Source organism: Clostridium tagluense, from assembly GCF_003865095.1.
GTDB classification, from domain to species: Bacteria; Bacillota; Clostridia; order Clostridiales; family Clostridiaceae; genus Clostridium_AD; species Clostridium_AD tagluense.
Genome location: NZ_BHYK01000006.1, coordinates 189,628 through 214,750 on the forward strand (window position 1 = coordinate 189,628; position 25,123 = coordinate 214,750).

The 25,123-nt window shown below is 31.7% G+C and carries 22 protein-coding genes and 1 riboswitch; all 22 genes read right to left on the reverse strand.

Annotated elements, in window-relative coordinates:
- Window positions 1-57: 57 nt before the first annotated feature.
- The 22 genes from rpoN to Ctaglu_RS07675 all read right to left on the reverse strand — a co-directional run bounded on the left by rpoN (window position 58) and on the right by Ctaglu_RS07675 (window position 24,972).
- On the reverse strand, window positions 58-1,428 hold the full coding sequence (gene rpoN, locus Ctaglu_RS07570; RefSeq protein ID WP_185732621.1) for an RNA polymerase factor sigma-54: 1,371 nt from the start codon (window positions 1,426-1,428) through the stop codon (window positions 58-60).
- A gap of 143 nt (window positions 1,429-1,571) precedes the next feature.
- Complete coding sequence (locus Ctaglu_RS07575) at window positions 1,572-2,501, reverse strand: ABC transporter permease (RefSeq protein WP_124999643.1); 930 nt, start codon at window positions 2,499-2,501, stop codon at window positions 1,572-1,574.
- Window positions 2,494-3,600 (reverse strand): ABC transporter permease, encoded by a 1,107-nt coding sequence (locus Ctaglu_RS07580; protein WP_124999645.1) that lies wholly within the window; start codon window positions 3,598-3,600, stop codon window positions 2,494-2,496. Before Ctaglu_RS07580 ends, Ctaglu_RS07575 begins: the two co-directional genes overlap by 8 nt.
- A complete protein-coding gene (locus Ctaglu_RS07585) occupies window positions 3,593-5,134 on the reverse strand; it encodes an ABC transporter ATP-binding protein (protein WP_124999647.1) in 1,542 nt (513 codons plus the stop codon). Before Ctaglu_RS07585 ends, Ctaglu_RS07580 begins: the two co-directional genes overlap by 8 nt.
- 135 nt (window positions 5,135-5,269) lie before the next feature.
- On the reverse strand, window positions 5,270-6,373 hold the full coding sequence (locus Ctaglu_RS07590) for a BMP family lipoprotein (RefSeq protein WP_124999649.1): 1,104 nt from the start codon (window positions 6,371-6,373) through the stop codon (window positions 5,270-5,272).
- Window positions 6,374-6,700: 327 nt separating this feature from the next.
- Entirely contained in the window at window positions 6,701-7,864 is a 1,164-nt protein-coding gene (grdD, locus tag Ctaglu_RS07595) for a glycine/sarcosine/betaine reductase complex component C subunit alpha (RefSeq protein ID WP_124999651.1), read from the reverse strand.
- A gap of 46 nt (window positions 7,865-7,910) precedes the next feature.
- Complete coding sequence (gene grdC, locus Ctaglu_RS07600) at window positions 7,911-9,449, reverse strand: glycine/sarcosine/betaine reductase complex component C subunit beta (RefSeq protein WP_124999653.1); 1,539 nt, start codon at window positions 9,447-9,449, stop codon at window positions 7,911-7,913.
- Between the two features lie 299 nt (window positions 9,450-9,748).
- Window positions 9,749-11,056, reverse strand: coding sequence for a glycine reductase complex selenoprotein B (gene grdB, locus Ctaglu_RS07605; RefSeq protein WP_124999655.1), 1,308 nt, complete (start codon window positions 11,054-11,056; stop codon window positions 9,749-9,751).
- Window positions 11,057-11,196: 140 nt separating this feature from the next.
- Window positions 11,197-11,673, reverse strand: a complete 477-nt coding sequence (gene grdA / locus Ctaglu_RS07610; RefSeq protein WP_124999657.1) for a glycine/sarcosine/betaine reductase complex selenoprotein A — start codon at window positions 11,671-11,673, stop codon at window positions 11,197-11,199.
- Between the two features lie 70 nt (window positions 11,674-11,743).
- A complete protein-coding gene (locus tag Ctaglu_RS07615) occupies window positions 11,744-13,030 on the reverse strand; it encodes a glycine/sarcosine/betaine reductase component B subunit (RefSeq protein WP_124999659.1) in 1,287 nt (428 codons plus the stop codon).
- 76 nt (window positions 13,031-13,106) lie between these two features.
- A complete protein-coding gene (locus Ctaglu_RS07620; RefSeq protein ID WP_124999661.1) occupies window positions 13,107-13,436 on the reverse strand; it encodes a thioredoxin family protein in 330 nt (109 codons plus the stop codon).
- 97 nt (window positions 13,437-13,533) lie between these two features.
- On the reverse strand, window positions 13,534-14,460 hold the full coding sequence (gene trxB / locus Ctaglu_RS07625; protein WP_124999663.1) for a thioredoxin-disulfide reductase: 927 nt from the start codon (window positions 14,458-14,460) through the stop codon (window positions 13,534-13,536).
- Window positions 14,461-14,488: 28 nt separating this feature from the next.
- Window positions 14,489-14,866, reverse strand: coding sequence for a GrdX family protein (locus Ctaglu_RS07630; protein WP_124999666.1), 378 nt, complete (start codon window positions 14,864-14,866; stop codon window positions 14,489-14,491).
- Window positions 14,867-15,041: 175 nt separating this feature from the next.
- A riboswitch (glycine riboswitch) is annotated at window positions 15,042-15,162 on the reverse strand.
- A 398-nt stretch (window positions 15,163-15,560) separates the two neighbouring features.
- Window positions 15,561-16,028: a tRNA (cytidine(34)-2'-O)-methyltransferase gene (locus Ctaglu_RS07635; protein ID WP_124999668.1), complete on the reverse strand. Its 468-nt coding sequence runs from the start codon at window positions 16,026-16,028 to the stop codon at window positions 15,561-15,563.
- A gap of 132 nt (window positions 16,029-16,160) precedes the next feature.
- On the reverse strand, window positions 16,161-17,750 hold the full coding sequence (locus Ctaglu_RS07640; protein ID WP_124999702.1) for a MutS-related protein: 1,590 nt from the start codon (window positions 17,748-17,750) through the stop codon (window positions 16,161-16,163).
- A gap of 163 nt (window positions 17,751-17,913) precedes the next feature.
- On the reverse strand, window positions 17,914-18,291 hold the full coding sequence (locus tag Ctaglu_RS07645; RefSeq protein WP_185732617.1) for a type II toxin-antitoxin system death-on-curing family toxin: 378 nt from the start codon (window positions 18,289-18,291) through the stop codon (window positions 17,914-17,916).
- On the reverse strand, window positions 18,291-18,464 hold the full coding sequence (locus tag Ctaglu_RS07650; RefSeq protein WP_124999672.1) for a DUF2281 domain-containing protein: 174 nt from the start codon (window positions 18,462-18,464) through the stop codon (window positions 18,291-18,293). Before Ctaglu_RS07650 ends, Ctaglu_RS07645 begins: the two co-directional genes overlap by 1 nt.
- A gap of 203 nt (window positions 18,465-18,667) precedes the next feature.
- Window positions 18,668-19,090: a VOC family protein gene (locus Ctaglu_RS07655; RefSeq protein WP_124999674.1), complete on the reverse strand. Its 423-nt coding sequence runs from the start codon at window positions 19,088-19,090 to the stop codon at window positions 18,668-18,670.
- Window positions 19,091-19,598: 508 nt separating this feature from the next.
- Window positions 19,599-20,426 (reverse strand): Cof-type HAD-IIB family hydrolase, encoded by an 828-nt coding sequence (locus tag Ctaglu_RS07660; protein ID WP_124999676.1) that lies wholly within the window; start codon window positions 20,424-20,426, stop codon window positions 19,599-19,601.
- Between the two features lie 67 nt (window positions 20,427-20,493).
- Complete coding sequence (locus tag Ctaglu_RS07665) at window positions 20,494-22,848, reverse strand: transglutaminase-like domain-containing protein (RefSeq protein WP_124999678.1); 2,355 nt, start codon at window positions 22,846-22,848, stop codon at window positions 20,494-20,496.
- A complete protein-coding gene (locus Ctaglu_RS07670; protein WP_185732618.1) occupies window positions 22,845-23,897 on the reverse strand; it encodes a DUF58 domain-containing protein in 1,053 nt (350 codons plus the stop codon). Before Ctaglu_RS07670 ends, Ctaglu_RS07665 begins: the two co-directional genes overlap by 4 nt.
- Before the next feature lie 133 nt (window positions 23,898-24,030).
- Window positions 24,031-24,972: an AAA family ATPase gene (locus Ctaglu_RS07675; RefSeq protein WP_124999682.1), complete on the reverse strand. Its 942-nt coding sequence runs from the start codon at window positions 24,970-24,972 to the stop codon at window positions 24,031-24,033.
- Window positions 24,973-25,123 lie beyond the last annotated feature (151 nt).

Here is a 25,123-nt window from a genome sequence, read left to right on the forward strand (position 1 = left end):
ATTTGAAAAAAACTTGTTAACATTGTGTTAACAAGACTTTTAAAAGTAATATTTCACTTAAAATCTTTTTCGTTTACTGGAACTCTTAATTTGGAGTTCTTCTCTATATTTTGCTACAGTTCTTCTTGAAATATTCATCCCTTCTATATTTAATCGATTACAAATAATTTGATCTGATAAGGGTTTTTTTTGATCTTCCGTGTCAACCATTTCCTTAATAGCACTCTTAATATTAATTGTAGATATATCTTCTCCACCTATGACTGACGCAATTCCATTAGTAAATAAATCTTTTATTTTAATGACTTTACCACTATTCACACTAACATATTTTTCTCTAATTGCACGACTTATAGTGGATTCATGCATTTCTAAATTGTCAGCAATTTTTTTAAGTGTCATTGGTTTTAAGTATTCGTCTCCGTTATCGAAATACTCCTTTTGAACTACTAAAATCTCTTCTAAAACTCTATATACAGTATTTTTCCTTTGTTCAATACTTTTAATAAGAAACATTGCACTATTAAGTTTTTCTTTTACATATTCTACTGCTTCTACGTCTTTTCCATTTTTAATAATTTCCTTGTACATTGAATTTATATTCAATTTAGGTAGCATATCTTCGTTCATAGAAATAAAATATTGCTCATTAATCTTATTGATATAAGCATCAGGTACAATATATTTAACCGTCTCTCCAGTATAAAATCCTCTTGAGGGCTTTGGCTCTAAAGTTTTTATTATGTCTACATATTTTTGAACATGAGGAATCGTTATTTTTAGTTCTTTAGCTATGATATTATATTTATTTTCTGCCAATAATTCTAAATGCTCCTCAATTATTTTATAAATATTTTCATCATTATTGCCCAGGTTATATAATTGAATTTTCAAGCATTCTCTTAAGTCCCTAGCTCCTATTCCCTCCGGCTCCAAAGATTGAATAATTTTAAGTGCATTTTCAGCCTGTTCATTTGATATTGTAAGCTCCTTGCATATGTCAGATAATTTTACAGATAAATATCCTTTTGCGTCTAAATTTTCCACCATGTATTTACATATATCCAGTGTTTCAGGTTTTTCAGTTAATTCTCCTATTTGCTCCACAAGATAATCTTTAAGAGATTTTTCTTGTGCAATATAATAAAAAGGAGAAACTTCTTCACTTTCAGACTTTGCACTATAATTTTTTATTTTATAATCGTCTTTTTCAAGATATTTAATTATTTCTTTATATTCATTTGTTTCAGTGTTATTATTTTTAGGATTTTGTAAATCTCTTTCTTCAAGCACCGGATTTTCTTGCATTTCTTTATTTACATATTGACCCAGCTCGTATGCGGACATTTGAAGAAGTTTAACAGACATCTGCATTTCTTGTGTCATTATTAATTTTTGTTCTTGGATCAAATTCAAAGCAAAATTAATGTTCATTTTATCATCACCTCATATAAATCACCTTATAAATATTATAACATAGCATAGACTATAAATATAGATTATGTCTTAATGCACATTCTATTAAAATAAAAAAACCTTAGCAAAAGCTAAGACTTTTTATTTTTAAAATTTTATCTTGATCCTTTATCATAGGGTTTTCCACTAGCCAAAGGCCCTGTTGTTTTCCCAACAAATCCTGCAAGTGCAAGCATAGTAAGTACATATGGAATAACATCATATACTTCTGAAGGTAAATTCCAGCTAAGCCCCTGTGCAAAAATACTAAATGAATTACCAAAAGCAAATAGTAAACTAGCACCAAGCGCTCCAAAAGGCTTCCAATTACCAAATATAACGGCCGCTAAGGCAATAAATCCTTTTCCTGCAACCATTCCTTCTCTGTAAAGCGGAGCAGAAGAAAGTGATAATGCTGCTCCACCCAATCCTGCAAGCATTCCGGATATTATAACACATAAATATCTTATTTTATAAACATTTATTCCTAATGTATCAGCGGCCTTTGGATGCTCTCCTACAGCTCTAATTCTTAGGCCCAATGGGGTTTTATATAATACATAGTGTGACACAAATACTAAAATAACTGCTACTATAACAAACCAGTTTAACTCAGCTATTAATTTACCTATTATTGGTATATTTTTAATGCCCTCTGGTATGTTATATGAAAGTCCTTTTACTATATCTGTTTGGCCACCCTTGCCACCAAATAGCTTAAATATTAAGAAACTAGCAAGGGCCGTGGCAAAAAGATTTATAGCTGTACCGGAAATTACTTGATCTGCACGCAAATGTATACTGAGCACTGCATGTATTAACCCCAAAACCCCACCAGCTATAACTCCGAAAAGTATTCCTACTACAGGACCAAATAGAGAACTTCCAAATACCGCAAAGAAAGCACCTATTACCATCATGCCTTCAAGGCCTATATTAACCACCCCTGATTTTTCAGAAAATATACCACCCAGAGCTGCAAAAATTAGAGGCGTTGCTATTCTTAGAGTTTGGGCTAACAAATTTATTAAAATAATACTACTCATTTGTAATCGCCCCCTTCTTTCTCTTTTCAGAGAAGTACTTAACAATATAATCTGTAGCTACAAATGTAATAATTATAGCTTGGATTAAATAAACTATGTCTTTTGGTATTCCATTTAATTGAAGAGTTCTAGCACTACTATTTAAAGTTCCGAATAATAGTGCCGAGGCTATACATCCAACAGGATTACTCTTGGCAAGTAGCGCAACTGCAATACCATCAAAACCATAAGAGGGAAGCGCCATAAAGTCTTTTACATTATGAAGAACACCTGCAATCTGTGTTGCCCCACCAATTCCTGCAATTGCACCAGAAATCACCATAGCTAGTATTGTATTTTTTGCTACATTAATTCCACCATATTCTGCAGCATGTGGATTTATGCCAACAGCTCTTATTTCATATCCAACAGTGGTTTTCCATAATAACCAAAATATAAAAATAGCCACTGCTATAGCAAGGAATATACTAATATTAGCTCCACTACCGGACACGAACCTAGGTAACTGAGCACTCTCTTGTATAGTTGCCGTACTTGATTTACCTGCCACTCCAAAGCTAGTTCTTAATATAAAGAAATTAGCGAGTGCCATAGATATATAATTCATCATAATTGTATTAATAACTTCATGAGTACCTACTTTAGCCTTTAAATATCCAGGTATAGCTCCCCATAATCCTCCGGCTACAGAGCCTGCAAGAATAATTAGTAATATATGAATTACAGGGTTTAGGCCTGGAATAGTTCCTACAAAAGCTGCTGCTAGCATTCCTAGTATAAATTGACCAGCAACACCTATGTTAAATAGTCCACATTTAAATGCTACTGCATTTGCAACCCCTGTAAATATTAATGGAGTAACTTCTGAAACAGTAACAAAGGTTACTCTTGGATTACCAAATCCACCTTTATATATAAGTCCAAACAAATCGCCTAAAGCCGAAAAGTACTGTAATATAGAATATCCTTTTGCCCACATTACAAAGAACACAGCAACAAAAATCGAAACAATTATAGAAAAGAAAGGAAAGGCTAGCGCTTTAAGGGCACTCTTTGCCGTATTAACAAGTTTACTGTCTTTACTTTTAGCTTTATTCATTATCTTTAACTCCTTTCAGTGTTTCACCAAGAGTACCACCAGCCATAAGTATACCAAGTTTTTTCTCTGTGGCATCACATCTATCTAGTATATCTACTATTTTACCATCATACATTACCGCTATTCTATCTGATAATGCTAGTATTTCATCGAGCTCTAAGGACACTAATAAAACCGCCTTACCCTTATCACGTTCACCCACTAGTCTTTTGTGAATATATTCAATTGCACCAACATCAAGACCTCTTGTAGGTTGTGCCGCTATTAACAATTCTGGATCCTTTGAGATTTCTCTAGCTGCTATAAGCTTTTGTTGATTACCACCTGATAGTGCCTGCGCGTTTACATCTGCATTTGGAGTTCTAACATCAAATTCTCGAATAAGCCCATCACAGTGTTTTCTAATTTCACTATAATTCATAACTATACCTTTACTAAAAGGTGCATTTTTATGAATTCCAAGCACAGAGTTTTCAACTAGAGAGTAATCTAATATAAGTCCTCTTTTATGTCTATCTTCTGGTATATGGCCAACACCTGATGACATAATAGCTCTTGGCGACTTACCATATATATCCTTACCATTTAAAGTAATACTTCCGCTCTTCGGCTTTCTAAGTCCAGTTAAAACCTCTAAAAATTCAGATTGACCATTGCCATCAACACCAGCTATACCAAGAATTTCTCCCCCTTGTACTGTTAAATTCAAATTATCTACAGCAGGTAATCCTCTTTGATCATTCGCACAAAGATTTTCAATTTTTAATATTTCTCCTCTAATCACAGCAGGCTGTTTGTCCACAGTTAAATTGACTTTTCTTCCTACCATAAGTTCGGCTAATTCGTCTATACTTGTTTCTTTAGTCTTTACTGTTCCAGTAACCTTACCTCGCCTTATTATAGTAACTCTATCACTCATACTCATAACTTCTTTTAATTTATGAGTTATCAGTATTACTGATTTTCCTTCTTTTTCAAGATTTCTAATTATAATCCCTAGTTCCACAATTTCTTGAGGCGTCAAAACTGCAGTAGGCTCGTCTAATATTAGTGTTTCAGCACCTCTATATAACGCCTTTAGTATCTCTACTCTTTGTTGCTGTCCTACAGAAATATCTTCTATAACTGAATTTGGATTAATAGCAAAACCATATTTTTCAGAAATCTCTTTAACATCATGTATTGCTTTGTCCATATCAATTTTAAAGCCTTTTTTAGGTTCAATGCCTAAAACTATATTTTGCGTTACAGTAAAGTTATGTATAAGCATAAAATGCTGATGAACCATTCCTATGCCAAGCTTTATAGCATCATTTGGAGTATTTATATTCACTAGGTTACCGCTTACATAAATCTCGCCTTTTTCTTGTTTGTATAGACCATAGAGAATATTCATGAGAGTTGTTTTTCCTGCACCATTTTCACCAAGAAGAACATGTGTTTCCCCTCTTAATAATTCGAAATCTATATTGTCATTGGCAATAGTACCTGGAAAAACCTTGGTTATGCCTTTCATTTCGATTACTTTTTCCATTTGATTTCCTCCTTAATAAAAATTAAATCACCACCTGTAGAGGTACAAATACCACTATTTGTAGAAAGAGCTAGATGTATTACATCTAGCTCTTATTGCATACTAAAAATCACAAGCCAGTAAATAACAAATTTTTTATTTAAAACTCATTACTCCTTTTCTATCTGATGGAACAACTATTTCTCCAGCTATAACCTTATCTTCATATGTTTTAACTAAAGTTAAAACATCCTTTTGTACATTTTTAACAGATGTTGGAGCTATTCCTACGCCTTGTTCTTTTAATCCAAGATTAATAACTGCGCCACCTTTAAATGCGTTTTTAACTTGAGCTTTAGATTCATTGTAAGTTGCTGTATCAACTCTTTTCATCATACTTGAAAGTATAACGTCAGCATATACTGGAAGTGTTAACGCTTGATCTTTATCAACACCGATTGCCCAAACTACTTTTCCGCCATCTTTTAATTCTTTAGCAGCTTTAAATAAACCAATTCCAACTCCACCTGCTGCGTGATAAACTACGTCGCAACCACCTTGATATAAAGATTTAGCTAATTCATATCCTTTATTTGTATCATCGAAACTATCTGCATATTTTACAGTTGTTCCTGCACTCTTACCATCTGCGCTTGTTAAACCTTTAGCAGCTTCTGGATTAACTGCCTTAACGCCAGCTGCAAAACCAGCTTCAAATCTATTTATCATTTCACCATCTTTTCCGCCAATAAATCCAATTTTATTAGTTTTAGTGGTTTTTCCAGCAATTACTCCCATTAAGAAAGATCCTTCTTGCTCTTTAAAAACAATTGATGCTACGTTTGGTAGTTTAACAACTGAGTCTACAATTGCAAAGTTTTTATCAGAATGGTTTTTAGCAACTTCTTTCATTGCATCAGACATTTGATATCCAATAGCAAAAGTTAAAGCTGATCCCTCTTCAATCAATGATTCTAAATTAGCTGTATAGTCTTCTTTCTTTTTAGATTCGATAGCTTTGTAATTGAAACCGTCTTCAGCCTTAGCCTTATTAACCCCTTCATTTGCTGATTGGTTAAATGATTTGTCATTTAATCCGCCTTCATCAGTAGAAAGTCCTATCATCATAGTTGATTTTGCTGTTTCAGTTTTTGGTGCTTCAGTCTTTGGTGTTTCTACCTTCTTAGTTCCACAACCTACAAATAATGTTGCAACTACAGCCACTGCTGCAAGTACCGCAACTACCTTTTTCTTGTTCATAATAATTTCCTCCCCATAAGTAATTAATTATTTTCGCTCTTCATGTTAGTATTCTATAAAAATCAAAAAAATCCTTTTTATTAAAAAATTTTTTTAAATTTTTTATACGTATTCATTCAATTATCAAATAACGTTTTTATTTATTATTTTATTCTATATAAGATATAATAATGTGACATAAATTAAATTATATATGAATTTTTTATTAATAGCAACTAATTGTTAGGTGATAAATGTATTTATATTTTTTTCATGTTTTTTTGTAAGATAATAGAAAAACTCTCACCAAATAGTTTAGTGAGAGTTTTGTTTTAATTTAAGTATACCCTAATTCATAAATTCAGCTTTTTTAAGAATTTGAATAGCTTTATCCGATTCATCTTCCGGAACTAAAACTACTGGTCCTGTACATCCCATGCCACTTTCTGAATAGATTCCCTCTTTCCATAGTGATTTACATGCATCTTCGAGTTCAAGTATATCTATTCCAAGGATAGGAAATGTAACAACTCTTTTCTTTGGCATTTTTACTTCTTCTTCCGTATCTAGCTTTTCTACCTTTTTAATAACCTTGTTTATGGCTTCTTTTAAACCTGATTTATTAGCACTCGCAAATTCATCTCTTGCCTTATCCAAAACAGTATTTTGGGCACAAATAGCACAGTATTTTAAAGCTTCAGCTATTAATGGCGCTCCTGATGCTCTTGAAACTATATTTACAAGCTTATCATAATTTTCTCCAATACCAGGTCCATATCCAGCACCTACTGTCTCGTAATTGCCACCAGTCGTGAAAGAAGCAAAAGTTTTAACTAAAAGGTTACCTGTTAATGAATCACAAACCATAACATCTGGTGTTCCTGCAAGAAGGTCATTCCCCCTCATAACAGCCCCACCACCAGCTCTTAAAGAATCTGCAAATTTAAAATCATATCCATTATTTTGTATTTCTTTTAATATTCTTTCAACTTGTCTTGCCCCATCTAAATTTAAAATTCCAACAGTTGGATTTTTGATACCTGTAGCTTTAGCTGTAGCAATACCAGAAATCGCATTAAGTACCATACCTTCTACTCTGTTAGTAGATGCAGTTCCAGTAGTAGTCGCGAGTATCATATCACTACCTTTACCTGGTGTTACTATCTTTCCAACTGTAGACACTCCTATAGGAAAATCAAAATGTTGAGTTACACATCCACTCAAATTTCCATTTTGTAATAATTCTGTCATTTTTTTATGACCTTCCTCAGCAGTTGCAACTTCTATAATTTCAAAATCTGCATCTACCTTTGGTCCTATTAAAACAATTTCAAAATCATCATATTTATTTTTAGCTAGTTCTGCAGCTTTTACCATTTCGCCTACGCCATGTTCGCTACCGAATGTAGTTAATCCTATTCTAACACTATTTTTAAATTTTCCGCTTTTTATGCCACTGGCTATATCATTAAATACTTCAGCAATCATTTGTTTAACTACGTTTTCACTCATATCTACACCCCTTTTCTAAGCGACAAATTAAATCATTATTCATTATTTATTCATTTTTATTTATTAAATATTCAGCAAAATCTTTCATAGCATCTCCAACCATAGCTTTAACTTCTTCTTTGCTAATTCCTGATTCCTGCTCTACTTTTCCTGGATTTTTCTCAACTAAAATTGAAATTCCATCAAATAAGTTAGTCATTCTTCCGAGGAATAAACTTCCCTTACCAATTACCATAAAGTTTTTCAAAACTCCTGATTTTATATGTTCTATTCCATGTCCAACAATAGGTGCTCCTGATGGTATATGCCCTTGTGTTGGCGCATATCCTGGGTATCCATGTTGTTTTATAAAGCTCGGTAATTCTTTTCTATCCAATTGCCCCTTTTTAACTGCAAGAGCTCCAATCATTTTATAATTTTGTGTAGGTACATCTCCAGCTCCTGCAGGCTCAGTTATATCTGGAGTTTGCATTTCTGGTGCATATTTATCCACATCTGTGATTTTCATTCCAGCGGCAGTTAATGGATCAAGTACTAATGCTTCAAGTACAGCTTGAGGTGCTGCTCCATGTCCTATAGTATGTTTTCCTATTATATCAGTTCGAAGTATCGGGCTAACTCCATCATTTTCTGATACAAGAATAGCAAAGCCACCTAAACAATCTTCAAGTATAGATAAACCCTTTTTAACATGATCTTTACCATTCATACCGAGTTTTGCAGTAGCTCCTCCAGCAACAACAAGTACGTTTTTAAATATACCTGATTTAACTAAAGAAGCAGCATTTACTAGAGCATGAGTTGGAGCAGCACAAAATCCTCTTATATCTGAACCTGTTGCGCCAACAAGCCCTACTACTTCGCCTATAGATTTAGCTAAATTTCCGCCACCTCTTTGGTTCATATCACCTACAGCCTCTTCAGAACATTCTAATATATACCCAATTTCTTCTATTGGTATATCTAAGTTACTAACTAAGTGAAGTCCAGCCAAAATCCCTGATGCTTTAACAGCTATATTTTCTAGCATATAATGAGCTGCAAGGTTTGGATCAAATTCATGAGCTCGTCTTACGCAACCTACTAATTCTGTTCCATTATATAGACCCTCTGCACCACTATCGCAAACAAGACTTCTGATTTTTTCTATTTCCTCGCCAACTATTTTTTCTACTTTACTAGCTAATAGTGGGTGCTTTAATAGTTTTTCTTTTACACTTTCTGCAAAAGAATTTTCTAATAATACAAGATCAAATACATCTGAAATTTTCATTAAACCATAGAATTCATCCTGTGGCATAATTTCACCAAATTTACCAAATCTATTTGCATTCTCGAGGTTTTTGCCGTACCAAGGTCTTGGCATTTCGGCTAACTGCTCTGGAGTTATGTTTCCTATATATGTTTGGTTTGGGGCATATGCCACAACCTCTTCAAATCCTCTTAAATGACTTTTCATATCTCTTAAATATTCGGAATCTGGATTTGTTTCTCTCTCTAATGTTTGTGTAGTTCCATTGTGAATTACCATATCTGGAGTATTGACTAAAATATAAGATGCTTTTTTTATAACTGGGAAATTCATAATCACTCATCCTCCTTATTTGCTTTTTCAAGTACAAACCTTAATTTAATATATGTACATTAATTTTATTTTTTAAAATTTTAATGCACAATCCACAATATAAACTTTTTTAACCAAAACTTAATTGGTTACTTTTATAAAATTAAACTAAATTGTACATTGTGCATTGTGCAAGTACAATGTGCATTGTGCAAGTACAATGTGCATTGTGCTGTGTATAAATATATCTTGTACATTATAAATCACATAAACAATTAGGGAACTTAAAAGTCCCCTAATTTATTTATTACAAAGTAAACTTAATCTTCAAACACCTTTTGACCATCTACAGGAGTCTGTAGCGCCACTAATGCTTTTTCTACTAAGTGTCTTCTTAATTTAAACTCATCTTCCTTGGTGAGTGCTGGGTTTCCAAGTGGGTGAGGAATAGCAATTGTAGGTATAATTCTATTAGCACCAACAGTTACTGAAACTGGAGTAATAGTACACATATGAACTACTGGAAGTCCAGCTCTTTCTATTTCTTTAACTAACGTTGCACCGCAACGTGTACAAGTTCCTCATGTTGAAGTTAATATAACTGCATCTACACCGTCCGCAATTAATTCTTTAGCAGTATCTTCACCAAATTTCTTAGATGATGCAACTGCTGTACCATTACCTACTGTTGAATAGAAATATCTGTGTAATGATCCTATTTTGCCTTCTTTTTCTAATTGTCTTAATACATCTACTGGAATAACTCTATCTGGATCTTCATTAGCATATACTGGATCGTGTCCACCATGTGCTGTTTCATGAGTTTCAGACGTCAAGTCCATTATTCCTTCTATGTCATATTTGCATATTTTAGAAGCACTTGAAGATTCTATATGATCAGGGTTTCCTTTTGGAACAATACCACCAGAGGTAACTATTGCTATTTTAGCTTTAGTTATATCAAGTATAGGAGCATTTGGTTCAACTCTATCAAAAGTAGGCATTTTGAATTCTGTTACAAATTCTTCTCCCTTTAACTTCTTAACAAGCATATCAACCGCTCTTTTAGAACCTCTCTCACTGGCGAAATAATTCTTTCTTATGCCTCTTTCGATATAATTATCTTCAGCCGGAGTTCCCACTTCTTCACCTTTAGCGAGTTTTAATGCAAGTGCTGCCATCTTAGGTAATGCATCTCTCATACCAACTGCACTGTTTCTAGTTGAAACTATATAGACTTGTTTTTTATACATATCAGCACCTGGATTTTCTACATACATTCCGGTCATTACTGGTATATTTAATTGCTCTTTCACAGCTGTTGCAACAGCTCCACAAGCAATACCATATCTTCCTGCATTAAAAGCAGGACCTGCTATAAACAAATCAGGATTGTATTTTTTCACCATCTCGATTATTTCAGCTTGAGCTTCTTCTATGTTTTCAGCAAAATATGAGTCACCACAGATTATAGTAGCAACTATTTCTGCTCCACCTTTAGTTAACAAGCCATTTAGTCCCATACCTGGTCCTACAAAGCCTTCTCTAACCTCTGGTTTAATATTTGCTTTTTCTTCTCCGCCTATTCCAGCGTAAAATTGATTTATATAATGTACGATTTTTAACAAGTATTTCTCCCCCTTTCTAACGGGAATTGACAATTTTATTTTAACTATATTGATATAAGTTAACTTACAATTGGCAATCTTATGGTATTTATACTAGTGTATTTATACTAGATTATTTCATCTAATTTAAGTTTATAATTTTAAACAGTATATTTTGAAAATTCTTCTCTAATTGGTTTTACTTCTCCAATTATTTCATCTACTTCTAAAACCATTTCCATCATTCCACATTGCTCTTCATAAACTGCCTCATCACATTGATCTTTAATTTCTGGTTCAACTATGTGATATACTGCAAGTCCTAGTGCAATTCCAGCCAATGGTCCAGCGTATGTTGGATCTCCTGCTGCTACTGTTTCTGCCGAAAGTCCTGATGCTTCAGCTTCAGCTCCTCCAATAATTACTACCATATTTTCAGCGCCAAACTTTTCAGTAAGGTCTTTTACTCTTTGTTGGATCTCCAGATCCATAGCTCCTGCGGCTGTTCAGACAAAGCATTCTGTTGATGCAAATACTACTTCAGCTCCAGCAGATTTAACGCAAGCTTCTATTGCTGGTCCTGGTATTCCATCTCTATCACCAATAGCGATAACTTTTTTTCCTTTTAACATTTTCATCTTCCTTTCTTGTTTATATTTATTTTCTAGTAACTATAATTTAACTCTATACCTATATAATTAAATAATTTTAGTATCCTCTAGCTGTTAAATTATTAAATCCAACTTCACTAGTTGCACCAGTTATAACTTGAATTTCAGCAAAGATAGAACCATCTGCTCCTAAACTTCCCATGTGGCCACCAGCTATTATATCAGCAGCTTCCATATGTCCAATAATTTTTTTCATTGGAGGAAGTGTAATTACTTCATTAGCATTTCCACCAGTTACAACTGCATCACCATGTGGTGTTGAGTCAGCTAGGGATTGAGAACTTCCATCTTGGCCAGCATATTCATCAGTTAAAAGTACAGTTTTAACTCCTTTTGCAGTTATCTTATTACAATTCATAACAAGGTCAGCATCTGGATTACCAAAACCTTCTTCTGAAATTATAGCAGCATCTGCTCCTATGAATTCAACTAATTTTGCAACCATATTTGATGATCTTTCTTTATCTGCTAAGTATACATTTTCATTTGTTATTATACATCCCATAAAGTTAATATCCTTGCCATGTCTCTCATATAAATCTTCTATTATTGGATGATTCATATGCACGTAACTTGGGTTTTTGTCACAAGCCGAAACACAGTTACCACTTACTATTGCTCCATCAAATATTTCTGTTGGATAGATAAAAGTAGGTATTATCTTTTTAGCATCTACTCCATAAACATAAGTATCATGTAATAAACCTTGTGTTTGAAGCATGTACACATACACTACTTTTGGCAATTCAGGGTATAGTTTAATTTGCTGGAGTAATGGCAATGTTTCAAATGTTTTTATTTCATCTGGTTCAATTTTCTTACCAGCTTCTCCAAGATAAACAGCAGCTTTAAAACCTACCATTCTTACAGCTTCTTCATGCTCATGTTGTAGTATTCCCTCTTTTGGCTCACAAGTAATTACTAAGTTGTTTGTTTTTGAGAAAGGTGTATATTTAGCTCCTTCTCCGCACATATCAACTATTCCTTCTTGGAATCCAACGATTTTACCAGTTGTTATAACAGCTGCTCCTTTAAGAACGTGAGTTCTTCCTGAACCTACTGTGTCAACTTTGTTTATAAAACCTGGGAATATTCCACCACCACCACTAACTTTAACTCTTGGTTCTATTACGTCTTTTACTGGAATTATTCTAACCTCTTCACCGGGTCTTGCTATGTCGAATTTAATCGTTTCCAGTCTTTCGTCTCCTGAAACCGCTTTTAATAATTCATCTTGATTAACATAAAGAACTCCACCCTCAACCTTTGTTTCTGGTCCAAACTGAATATCTTTAATAAATATGTTTCCTATTTCTAGACGCAAAACAATCACCTCCTATGATATTAAGTATATATATCTAATAGCTTATAGCTTTTTTACTATAAGCTTTAGTACCAAATTATAATGTATTATAATAATCTTTTATAAAGTTTTCTACATCATCTAATGAAGAAATTTTATCTGGTGTTATTGTAGCTACTTTTTCTCCACCCTTATATAAAATCATTGTTGGAAGTCCTAAAACTCTTTGAGCTATAGCTGTTCTTCTTGCTCCACCAATGTTTAAAGAAGCGAATTTAATTTTATCTGAAAATTTTTCTTCTAGAGCATGAACTCCTGGCATAAGTTCTATGCAGATTTCACATTTATCTCCCCAAAAATCTACAAATACTGGTTTTTCAGATTGTAATACTTCTGCTTCAAAATTTTCTTTATTTAATTCTACCATTACTAATGACCTCCTAAAATTTTAATTGTAATTGTTTCATATATATATTTAAAAGAATTATGCCTTTTATTTAAAAGGATAATACCCTTTATATAAGCTAATTAAATTTTTCTTCAATGTAATGTTCAGCATGAGTCGCTGCTATTGCACCATCTGCCGCTGCTGTAATTACTTGTCTTAATAATTTTTCTCTTATGTCTCCTGCTGCATATACTCCTGGTATATTAGTTCTCATCTCTTCATCAGTAATAACGTCGCCTCGCTCTGTCATATTAATCATACCTTTAAACAATTCTGAAATTGGAAGATATCCTACAAATACAAAACATCCATCTACTTTTAAATCACTGAGTTCTCCAGTTTTAACATTTTTTAAAACTAAACCTTCTAAAATTTCTTCGCCCTTAGCTTCCTGTACTACTGTATCCCAAATAAACTTAATTTTTGGGTTTTTAAAAGCTTTTTCTTGAAGTGACTTAGCACCACGAAGTTCATCTCTTCTGTGTATTACTGTAACACTTTCACCAAATTTAGCTAAATATATAGCTTCAGACAAAGCTGAATCTCCGCCTCCTAGCACTGCAATATCTAAATCCGTAAAAAAGTCAGCATCGCAAGTTGCACAATAAGAAACACCTTTACCTCTTAGTTCAATTTCATTTTTAAATCCACCAAGTCTTGGGTATGCTCCTGTAGCAATTATAATTGTTTTAGCTTTATAAGTTTCTTTCTTACACTTTATTACTTTAATATCTCCTTCAAGCTCAACTTCAACGACTTCTTCTTTAACAAATTGTGTTCCAAATTCTTCTGCTTGCTGTTTCATTCTTTTACTTAATGTTGTCCCTGTACATTCTTCAATGGAACCTGGGTAATTATCTAATTCATCTGTTGTAGTTGCTTGTCCACCAAATTTTGCTCTTTCTATTATTAAAGTATCCATTCTTGATCTTGATGCATAAAGTCCAGCAGATAATCCCGCAGGACCTCCACCAATAATTATAGTATCATAAATATGTTCCATAGCTATATCCTCCTTATTTTTCATATGTCTAATTTATTGCATGATCTATTAAATCAAAATCTATAAGTTGAAAATCCAACAATATCTTTTCATTCCACTGAGGTGTTTTAAAATCTTTTAAGAATTTCTCTGTGGTCATGATGCTCTCTTCTATTATAGATAACGATTGCAAGTCAACTCCACTTAATTTTTCTTTTGATATACAAATAGTTCTATAAGGCGTTTCATTCGGCTTTATACTGCTCATTAAAGGATGTGTTAATAATTTATGGCCTACATGTATATTATCCCTAACTTTTTTCAAAATATCCATCATGGTTCCTTCAATAAATACTACCTTATATTTAATCTCAAATTTTTCTTTTGACATTGGATTATTTGTTACAATAATTAATGGTTCTATCAATTAATCCCCTCCTTATAGTTCTCTAGGAGAAAACAACTGTTAATTGTTATCCAACCTACATAACACATATTTTAGCACAACAAAAAAGACAGATATAAAAGCCCCTTGTGCCCTTATACTCTGTCTTTTAACCTGAGAGGTTTACTCCGTCGGTGCTATTCGCTTTCCAGAGGCATGTCCATTTTCGGTACCTTTTGCCTGAGAGATTCATGTTGCATAGGCTGCAATACTTACTCCTTCGGCTATCTTAAAAGGGTTAATTTTTTACATTAAAAAATCTATCCCGTGATAATTTAAGATCATCTCCCTAAAACATCATCCATTTCAATATTAAATTATTTCTGTAAATCTATCACATATTTACAGTATACACTACTTTTTTCACATTAACCATAATGTTTCGAATATTAACTATTTTAATTATCTATAGTTGTGATTTATATATCAAATAGTTTGTTATTTTTTTATCATTTGCAAATCAGATTAAATATCTTTGTGAAACCGATTAAATAATAGTATAATTTCATTTAATTAAATATATATATACATTTTTTAGTCTCATAACTCTTCATTGTTATACTTTTAACTTTATCCCTCTCTGCTTCCCTATGGGATGATATAAGAATTATTAATTACTAAATACTCTAACATATAAAAAAATAACTAGTATATATACCAGTTATTTTAAGATTCCTTATTTCATCTCGGGAAATCCGACTTGCCTAAGAGCTTCATATGTTGTAATAGCAACAGTATTAGAAAGATTGAGAGACCTAGTAGTGGTATTTATCATAGGTACTCGTATACACCTTTCAGGGTCACTATCCCGAACACTATCTGGAAGTCCTGATGACTCACGCCCAAAGATTATAAAATCACCTTTTTTATATTCTACTTCTGAATATAATTTTGAAGCCTTTGTTGTAGAATAGTAGAAGGTTGCATCTTTATATTTTTCCCTAAGTGCCTCATATGAATCATGTATCTCAAGATCTAGAAACGGCCAGTAATCTAACCCGGCTCTCTTCAGTTGTTTTTCCTCTAAACTAAATCCTAATGGTTTTATAAGATGAAGTTTGCAGTCAGTAAGCACGCAAGTTCTTCCAATATTTCCAGTATTCTGTGGTATTTCCGGTTGAAATAAAACTATATTTAAATTCATAAATTACTCCTCCTTGCACCGCTAAGCAGTACAACACTATTATTAATTATTTTGATCCAATGATATAATTATATACTGTCATATTACTTTAGTAAAGAAGTAGGCGACTATTATCCGCCCGTGTTTACTAAACTATAATAGCTTTTCAATTATCTCAGCTCTTTTGTATGCCCTATCTGTTATTTCTTTTGGATAAGACATGTATTCTAAAAGTTTAATGGCATTTCTTGTTTGAGAAATTCCTTTTTTAATCTTATAATCAAAGCTTAAGCCCTTACCCGTATCAACAGTTTCACTAAAATAGTAAAACTCATAATTTTCTTTTAAAATATCCGAGAGTTCTCTATCATGTGTAGCTACAATTGAAATACTTTTTCCACGGTTTATATATGTTAATATTTCCGCTGACATAGAAATCCTCTCTATGGGATTTGTGCCCCTAAATATCTCATCTATAGGGCAAAATACCGGCAGATCCTTTTCTAGTGCTTTAATTATTCTATGAATTGATTCTACCTCTGCCATAAAGAAACTTTTCCCCTTTGTTAAATCGTCACTGGGGCTAATTGATGAAACTATATTGAAAAAAGGAGCCTGGTACTCTTTAGCTAAAACAAAATAAAAGCTTTGAGCCAAAATCATATTTACTCCAAGCATTCTTAAAAAGGTAGACTTACCAGCCATATTTGTACCTGTAAGCACAATACCTCCTTTTTTTATACTAATTGAATTGCCAACAGCATTCTCTATAAGGGGATGTATTCCTTCCACTATATTTAACGTAATTTCTTTTATAAAAACAGGTTTTACATACTGCTCCATTAAATCATGTTTATAGCCAGAAATAGAAATTAGTGCTTCTAATTCTCCGACTATATAGTAAAGGTCCATTAAAACTTCTTTTTCTTCTTTTATTTTGTCAGATATAGAATAATAAGCACTTTCTTCTAAGAGAAAGAGCACCGAAAGAGGTTCAAATAATCCTGCCCACATATTTATAAATCCTATTAATCTTGTTCCCCTGTCTATCCCCTTTATAGATTTAAGTATTCCTGATATTTTATCCCTATAATAATCAATATCACCATTATTTATACTTACAATTTTTTTAGCTGCTACAATATTTTTTCTTAAATAGAATATTCCATTAGTCTTAATAGCCTTTACTTCTCTAGTGTTAATATTAATATTAATATAGCTTAGTACAAACAGTACTATCATAAATTTCACATTTACAAATATTGCGAGCAATATTAATGTTAATGGAACTATTTTACCTAGAAAAGTATAGATATAATATTTAGCCTTACTTATTGTAAGATCATTTTCTATCATATCTAAAAAACCATTTTTAAAATCGTTATTTAAGTTAAAGAAAATGCACTGAAGACTCTCCCTTAATTCACTATTTTCTTTAAATAATTGAATTAATCTCCCTCTTTCTTTTAACTTATCTTCCGACCTTAGTGGGTTTCTTAGCATTGAATATAGTGCTGCCTCTCCCGAACTGCTATATGCCCTATCCAATTTTTCATATATTTTATTCATATCCAAATCCGACCATGTTTGGTTGTCTAAGGTGTAATCATTTTTTTTACTCATATCAAAGAATTTTCTAATCTTCTCAAAACTTCTTGACTTGTCCATATCTTTGCTATAATCATTTCTTATTAATCCTAAAACTCTTTTATTTAGGTATTCCTTTAAAGTATTTAAAAACATTTTTCCTATAGTCAAGTTAATTCCCTCCTGTAGCCTTTCTATACATTTACTATTCCAATTGTACCATAATATAGGGTTTTCTCAAAAAAAATCGTCCCATTATTTACTTAATAATGGGACTTAATGTTACTATTCAGCCTCTATATATTGTTACTTATTAACCTTATAATTTTTTATTGTTTATCCATATTTTAATATCCTTTTCACTAAAAGTTCCATCTGCTACTTTTAAACCAAGCTCAATTAATTGTTTTTGAGAATATTTTATATTAATTTTATTTAATTTCAATAATAAAACCATTACTGAAACCCCTATTCTTTTGTTCCCATCAACAAAGCCATGGTTTTTAATAAGTCCATAAGTAATAGCTGAAATCTTTCCCTCTATTTCCCAATATAAATCAATTCCATCAAAAGTTGCAGAAGCTCTATTTAATGCACTATCAATTAAACCTAAATCTCTTATTTCCTTACTTCCACCAGTCTCATGAACTATCTTTTTATGAAATAACAATATATTATCCATATCTATATTTTTCATTATTTGCTTAGCTCCTCGAGCGCTTCCTTATTCTCCACAATAATTAAATCCATCATACTCTCAATATTTTTTCGATTCCTTTTTTTTAAAAAATCAACAAAATCTATTACTTCTATTTTTTTATCTTCTGGAAGTGTTTCAAAATCCTTTATTAGTTTTTCTGCTAAACTCATTAACTTCACCCCACTTTATAACTCTTTATATTGATTATATACCATAGTAAAATAAAATACTCTCATATTTAATAAATTTCTTATTTACAGTGGATATGGAAACATTAAATCATCTCCTGAGTCACTGCAATTAACGATTTCAGAAGACGATTTACCCTCTTTTAGGACGCAATAGAATATCTTAAATTTCTCCATACTAAAAATTACTTAATTCGGTTCAAAATCGGATGATTTTCTTTCAATTCTAGCAAATCCCATAGGTTCCCATATAAATCTTTAAATACTGCAACCATTCCATAGGATTGCTCTTTGGGTTCTCTCACAAATTCTATTCCCACTGAGATCATTTCATTATAGTCTCTCCAAAAATCATCAGTATTTAAAAACAGAAAAACTCTACCGCCTGACTGATTGCCTATAAATGGATTTTGCTCAGCTTTAGAAGCTCTAGCAAGCAATATTGTGGTACCGACTGATCCAGGTGGAGCTATTACTACCCATCGTTTATCTTGTTCTGGCTGATAAATATCTTCAATTAATGTAAACTTAAGCTTTTTAGTATAAAACTCTATTGCCTCATCATAATCTTTCACAACTAGAGCTATATGAACTATTGATTGAATCATTTTTCCAACTCCTCTTAATTTTCGATTTTCTTATTTAAGCTATATTTTAATAAATAATAATGCCCATAAAATATAACGGTACTGTGTGTTCTAGTCTAAACCCATCTTCCATCATTTCATATTCTTGTCTAGCAAAATCACTCAATTTCTCTCCGTTCGATAATATAGATTCAATAAACTATTGCGTCTTTATTACATCGCAATTAAATTTTATAAAAACTTCCAATATTCGTTAAATCGCATAAAAATTATAGCCATTTCGAAAATTAGGTGTTTTTTCTTGGATTATGCTAACAAAAGTATATATTGCGCAGGATGCATTTGAATAAGCCTTAGTAATTCAAAATTTATTTTATCTGCAACTGCGTACAGAAAAATGCATGTTTGAGCGTCAGCGAGTTTGCATTTTTTAGCAGATGCAGATAAAATAAATTTTAGAATTACTTGGCGAAGTGAAAGCATTCCAGCAATATATACTTTTAGTTAAAGCATAATCCAAGAAAAACTGTTATACCTCTAACACAAATTTCTCAATAACCTTTGCTACCCCATCACAATTATTACTATCAGTAATATACTGTGACGCTTTTTTTACAGCATCATTTCCATTTTCCATAGCAACTCCAAGTCCAGCAAATTTAATCATAGACAAATCATTTTCACTATCCCCTATACAAATAATCTGCTTACTATTTATTCCATAATAATCTCCTAAAATCTTAACCGCATTCCCCTTTGATACTCCCTTATTCATAACTTCAAGATTATCAAAGCGGGAACTTACCACTTCAAAATCTTCCATGCCTTTTAGTTGATTTTTTGCATTCTGTAATTTTTCTAAATCCTCATCTACTGCTATACCCTTAAAAATTTCACTCTCATATTTCTCAAATATCTCATCCCAATCCTCAACAAGGACTATTTCAACCTGCTTATCCTTAGGTAAGGTTTTATTAACTTCCTTATAAAAACATGAAGAGTGTATTAATTTCTCTGTAAAAACTATATTGCTGGTATAATAGTGTGGATATAGACTGTACTGTCTAAACACTGACAAAAGTTTCTTACATTTTTCTACTCCTAGAGTTGACTTATAAACCACTTCATTTCTGTCTTTCTCCCTAATATAAGCTCCATTTGAAGCTATCACTGGAGACTTAACTCCCAAAAGTTCTGAAAAAAATTCTGCTGAAGTGAAAATTCTTCCTGTACATACCGCAATTCTTACACCTTTTTCACTTGCCAATTTTATAGCTCGAAGGTTCTTCGCACTAATAATTTTTTCATCATTTAATAATGTACCATCCATATCGATGCATATTAATTTATAATCCATATTTTTACCTTCCTTCTTATGTATTTTGTTCAATCTATCTTAAGTTATAGAAAATATACTAGGTTTATTATTTAAACATACCTAAGTACTTATTCAATAAATACTGGAACCTTCCTTCATATTTTTTTAAATATATCTCCAAAAATTCATAGTATTCAACATTATTCAGTGTCGCCTCTGAATGTTTGCTATAGTTCTCCTCATATGCCCCGTTAACTAAAATTTTCATTTTTTCTTTAAGCCCCAAATTCCTTATCCCACTTACAAACTCTAAGTCACCTTGATATTCAGGTTTAACTATTCCTACTTCCTCTAGTCTATAAATATAATAATTATATAGCGGTGCAATTTTTTTAGATTTTAATAGCTTACTGCGCCTTTTTAAAACTTTAATAATTCTCATTAACATAAATAATATAATTGAAGTTAATATGTTCATTGCCTTAATCTGTGAATCTGATAATACCCCTACCTTGCTTTCGGAAGCTCCTTCTCCGAGGCCTGTATCATCTATAATATTTTGAGGTTTATGAATGGTATTTACACCATTACCTCCACTATTATAAATATTTTTTTGTTCTTTTTCCAGCTCCTTTAATTTTCTTTTCATATCTTCTGAGGCAGTAGGAGATGCATCCACTATTGTCCACATATTTGAATATTCCAAGGTTCCAAGTAACACTTCAGACCAAGCATGGGCATCAGAATTAGAGACATTATACAATCCAGTAGCATCTTTTTTATCAGGCGTTTTAAATCCCTCTACATATCTTGCAGGAACTCCAGCAATTCTAGACATAACAGTCATTGCTGTATTAAAATAAGTACAGTACCCCTTTTTTTCCACGAACAAAAAATAATCAATAAATTCACTATTTTCAGGCACCACTGAAACCTGTAAATCATAAACATAATTTTTTGTTAAATACTTCTTAATTTCCAATACCTTTTCTATGCTAGTATTAGAATCTTTTGTAATATCCTTAACTAAATCGTATGTCCTTTGAGAAATATTTTTTGGCACCTGAAGATACTCACCATAGTTTCTTGCCACTTCAAAATCCTCACTGTTTCTAAATGAAAATTTTTCTTCTATAAGGGTATTTTTATCACTCAGTATATTAGCATTCTTAGGTTTAGGCTGTAACAAATAATGCATAGGCATTTCATTCGTTTCAATATTATTTTTAATCTGAGAGACTTTATTTCTATAATCTCTTACATCTTCAATAGTATCAATGATATCACTATATTTATAGAAATCTACATTATACGGTTTTGTAACTGTGCCTTCACTTAAAACTGTAGGTGATTTATCATAAAACAGTATTTTCTCAGCAACACCTACATTAAATGCATAGTTAGGTACAAATATTGTATTAGTTTTAAATTTTTTATCTGGATATATAATTAGTGAATTTTTCATATCCATTGATTTTTTGCCATAATTTAAAAATTCCATGTTTTTACTGTCAATTTTCTTATAATAACTTTCATTAGATTTGGTCCACTTATTTCCATCATAAAAATCCAGAGCATTCCCCTTTAAATAATAAGGCTTATCACTTTTGACCTTAAATACATCTTGATAATTTAAAGAAATAGGTCCTCCTAATCTTTTATCATTATTGCTGTAACCAGAGCTTGACAACTTATATCTATCTTTATTTGCCGTAGAAGTCTGGGATTCAGCAGGTGCAAATTTATTTTCAAAATAATTACCCAAATAAGTAAATTCATGACCTTTATACTCCTGTGGTAACATAATAGATACTTTCGAAATTACTAATGATATTATAAGGGCATAGATTAAAATCGGAACAAATTTTAAAGATACCTTTACACCCTCATCCTTATACTTCTGAATCCTTTTAATGTAGTCCATAATAATAAAACTAAATAAGGAAATAAAAATATATATAAATAAATAATCTTTGACTGTAGTATAGCTAGCAGAAAACCATAATGCAATAACTGCAGCAAGAGTTACTGTTAATATAAATTTCTTCATAAATCTAAAAGTTACCCATAAAATTAAAGCCGTAGTCAATGGAATTATTAAGATAAATATAATTTTATATTGATAAAAGTAAGTAGTAGCCTGCTCATATATAAGGTCATTTAGATTAATTATATTTTTAAAGATATATTGGTTTATTATACCATTAACAAATTTAACTTTTTTAAAATAATAGGCACCACCTATAATAAATATAAACAATGTAAATAATACCTTATACCTCCCTTTTTTAAGCAGGTAGTCATAAAACCAATAAATAAAAAAGCCCATTAACAGCAGCAAACTTGTAAATCCATAATTGAAATTCTCAATATATATACCTTTTTCTAGAAGTCTTAAAATAAAGTTTAAGTTTACATATATCAGAACTATGTATATGAGTTTTTCCTTTATCCATTTCATTGCTTCACCTTCTCTATGACTTGCTTGAAATTAATGCAATCTATCCCAACATTTTTAAGAAGTTCAACATTTTTAAGAAAATTCACATTTTTCAAATTGTTAAAAACTTTTCCATGGTAGAATACATTAACTCTATATCCCATCTCTTTTAAATTCATAAGCACATCTCGCAAACTATCATCAACAGCTATGCTTACAATTCCTATCCAATTTCCTTTAGGTATATGTCGCAAATTTGATTTTATAAAGCTAGTAAATTCTAAAGTTCCATCACTTTTAGATTTTAAAAAGTATTCCATTAGTCCTAGAAAAGCTTCCTTAGACTCTACCTCTATATTTTTTTGCTCTTTTGCATTTATAAATAACTTAGTTCTTATTCTATTATTCACCATATATTTTGCCAGTGATACTGAGAAATCCACCATATCTTCCTCAATAATTTCAAATAAATCACTACCCAAATTGTCAATATGCATATTCATAAACAAGTTACATTCTTTGCCTGAAATTGAATCAAAATTCTTCACATACAATTCTCCATGCTTTGCACTTAATTTCCAATGTACTTTTTTAAGATTATCTCCTGTATTATACTTTCTTATGTCTTTAATTAGTGTAAAATCATCAATCCCACTCTTACTATTAATACGATTTTCATAACAATCTCGCCCACTTAAACTTATATTACTTAGATCATATACCTTAGGATACACCTTAATATAAAGTTCCTTGTGGATGTTTTTAACTGATTTTAAAATACAAAATAAATCACTAGCTTCGAGAGATATATCTCCAAAATCATAAATTCCTCTTTTCGTAAAAAGTATTTTATTTTTAATCCATACACACTTGTCCCCACCTAGAAAAATCAAGTTCCCTCGGTATCCTTCTATTAGTGACCGTAACATTATGCTTTGCACGTAAACATAAGGAGTAGGTATTATCCCTAAATTTTCAGCTATTATCGTAAAATTGGCAATATCTCCCACATTATAAATTTTACTGTCATATCTCAGTTTAGCATTCAAACTCTTTTTAGCTATGCACATATAAATTATTCCTAAAATTATGCTAAACGTGAATACATAAAATATTGCATATGGTAGGTTGCCTCCTGATAGAAAAGCAAAAATAAAAGCCACTATACTCAAAAATACTATTTTTTTATTCACCCGTGTCATACTACTTAACCTTAGGAACTTGAATAGTTTTTAAAATATCTGAAATCACCTGCTGCGTACTATAATTATTAGCTCTGGCAGATGAGGTCAAGGTTATTCTATGACTTAAGACAATCATTACATTTCCCCTTATATCCTCAGGTATAATGTAATCTCTTCCATTTATAAGTGCAGTTGCTTGTGCAAGTCTTTGTAGTGCTAATGATGCTCTTATGCTTCCTCCTAAAAGTATAAAACTATTATCCCGAGTAGCATTAACTATTTTAACTATATATTCATTTAACTCTTTTTCAACGTGAATCTCTCTAACCTTTTTCTGTAAATATATAATATCATCCTCTGTGGCTACAGCTTCTAATTCTTCAATAGGATTATTTTGCCTATATAACTCTAATATATCTACTTCAGCATCTGAGTTAGGGTACCCTATACTTACCTTAATCATAAATCTATCTAGTTGTGCCTCTGGCAATGAAAAAGTACCTTCATACTCTATAGGATTTTCTGTGGCTAAAACCAGAAAGGGTTCTTTTAGCTTATATGTAATTCCACCTTCCGAAATTTGTTTTTCTTCCATTGCCTCAAGTAGTGCAGACTGTGTTTTAGGTGATGTTCTATTTATTTCATCTGCCAGTACTATATTAGAAAAAATAGGTCCTTTTTTATATTCAAACTCCATAGTTTTTTGGTTATATATAGACACTCCAATAATATCCGAAGGCAAAAGATCCGGTGTAAATTGAATTCTACTATAAGATAAACTTAGTGACTTTGCTAATGCTTTTATAAGTGTGGTTTTTCCTACCCCCGGAATATCTTCAATTAAAATATGACCATTAGCTAATATTCCTTTTAGTATATTGTATACTTCAAGTCTCTTACCTAAAATAACTTTTTCTATATTATCTGCAATCTTATGGACTAACTCTACTTCATTTGTCATGATATATCCCCCTTACCCTGATTTGAGCTTTCACGGAAACTCATTAGCTCCTATGATTACTCATTTCTAGTATCATTAATTTTTGTTGATTCCCCCATTTTTTCTGCATAAAACACTTGACAAGTCTGTAAAAATTTGAAAAATACCTCCT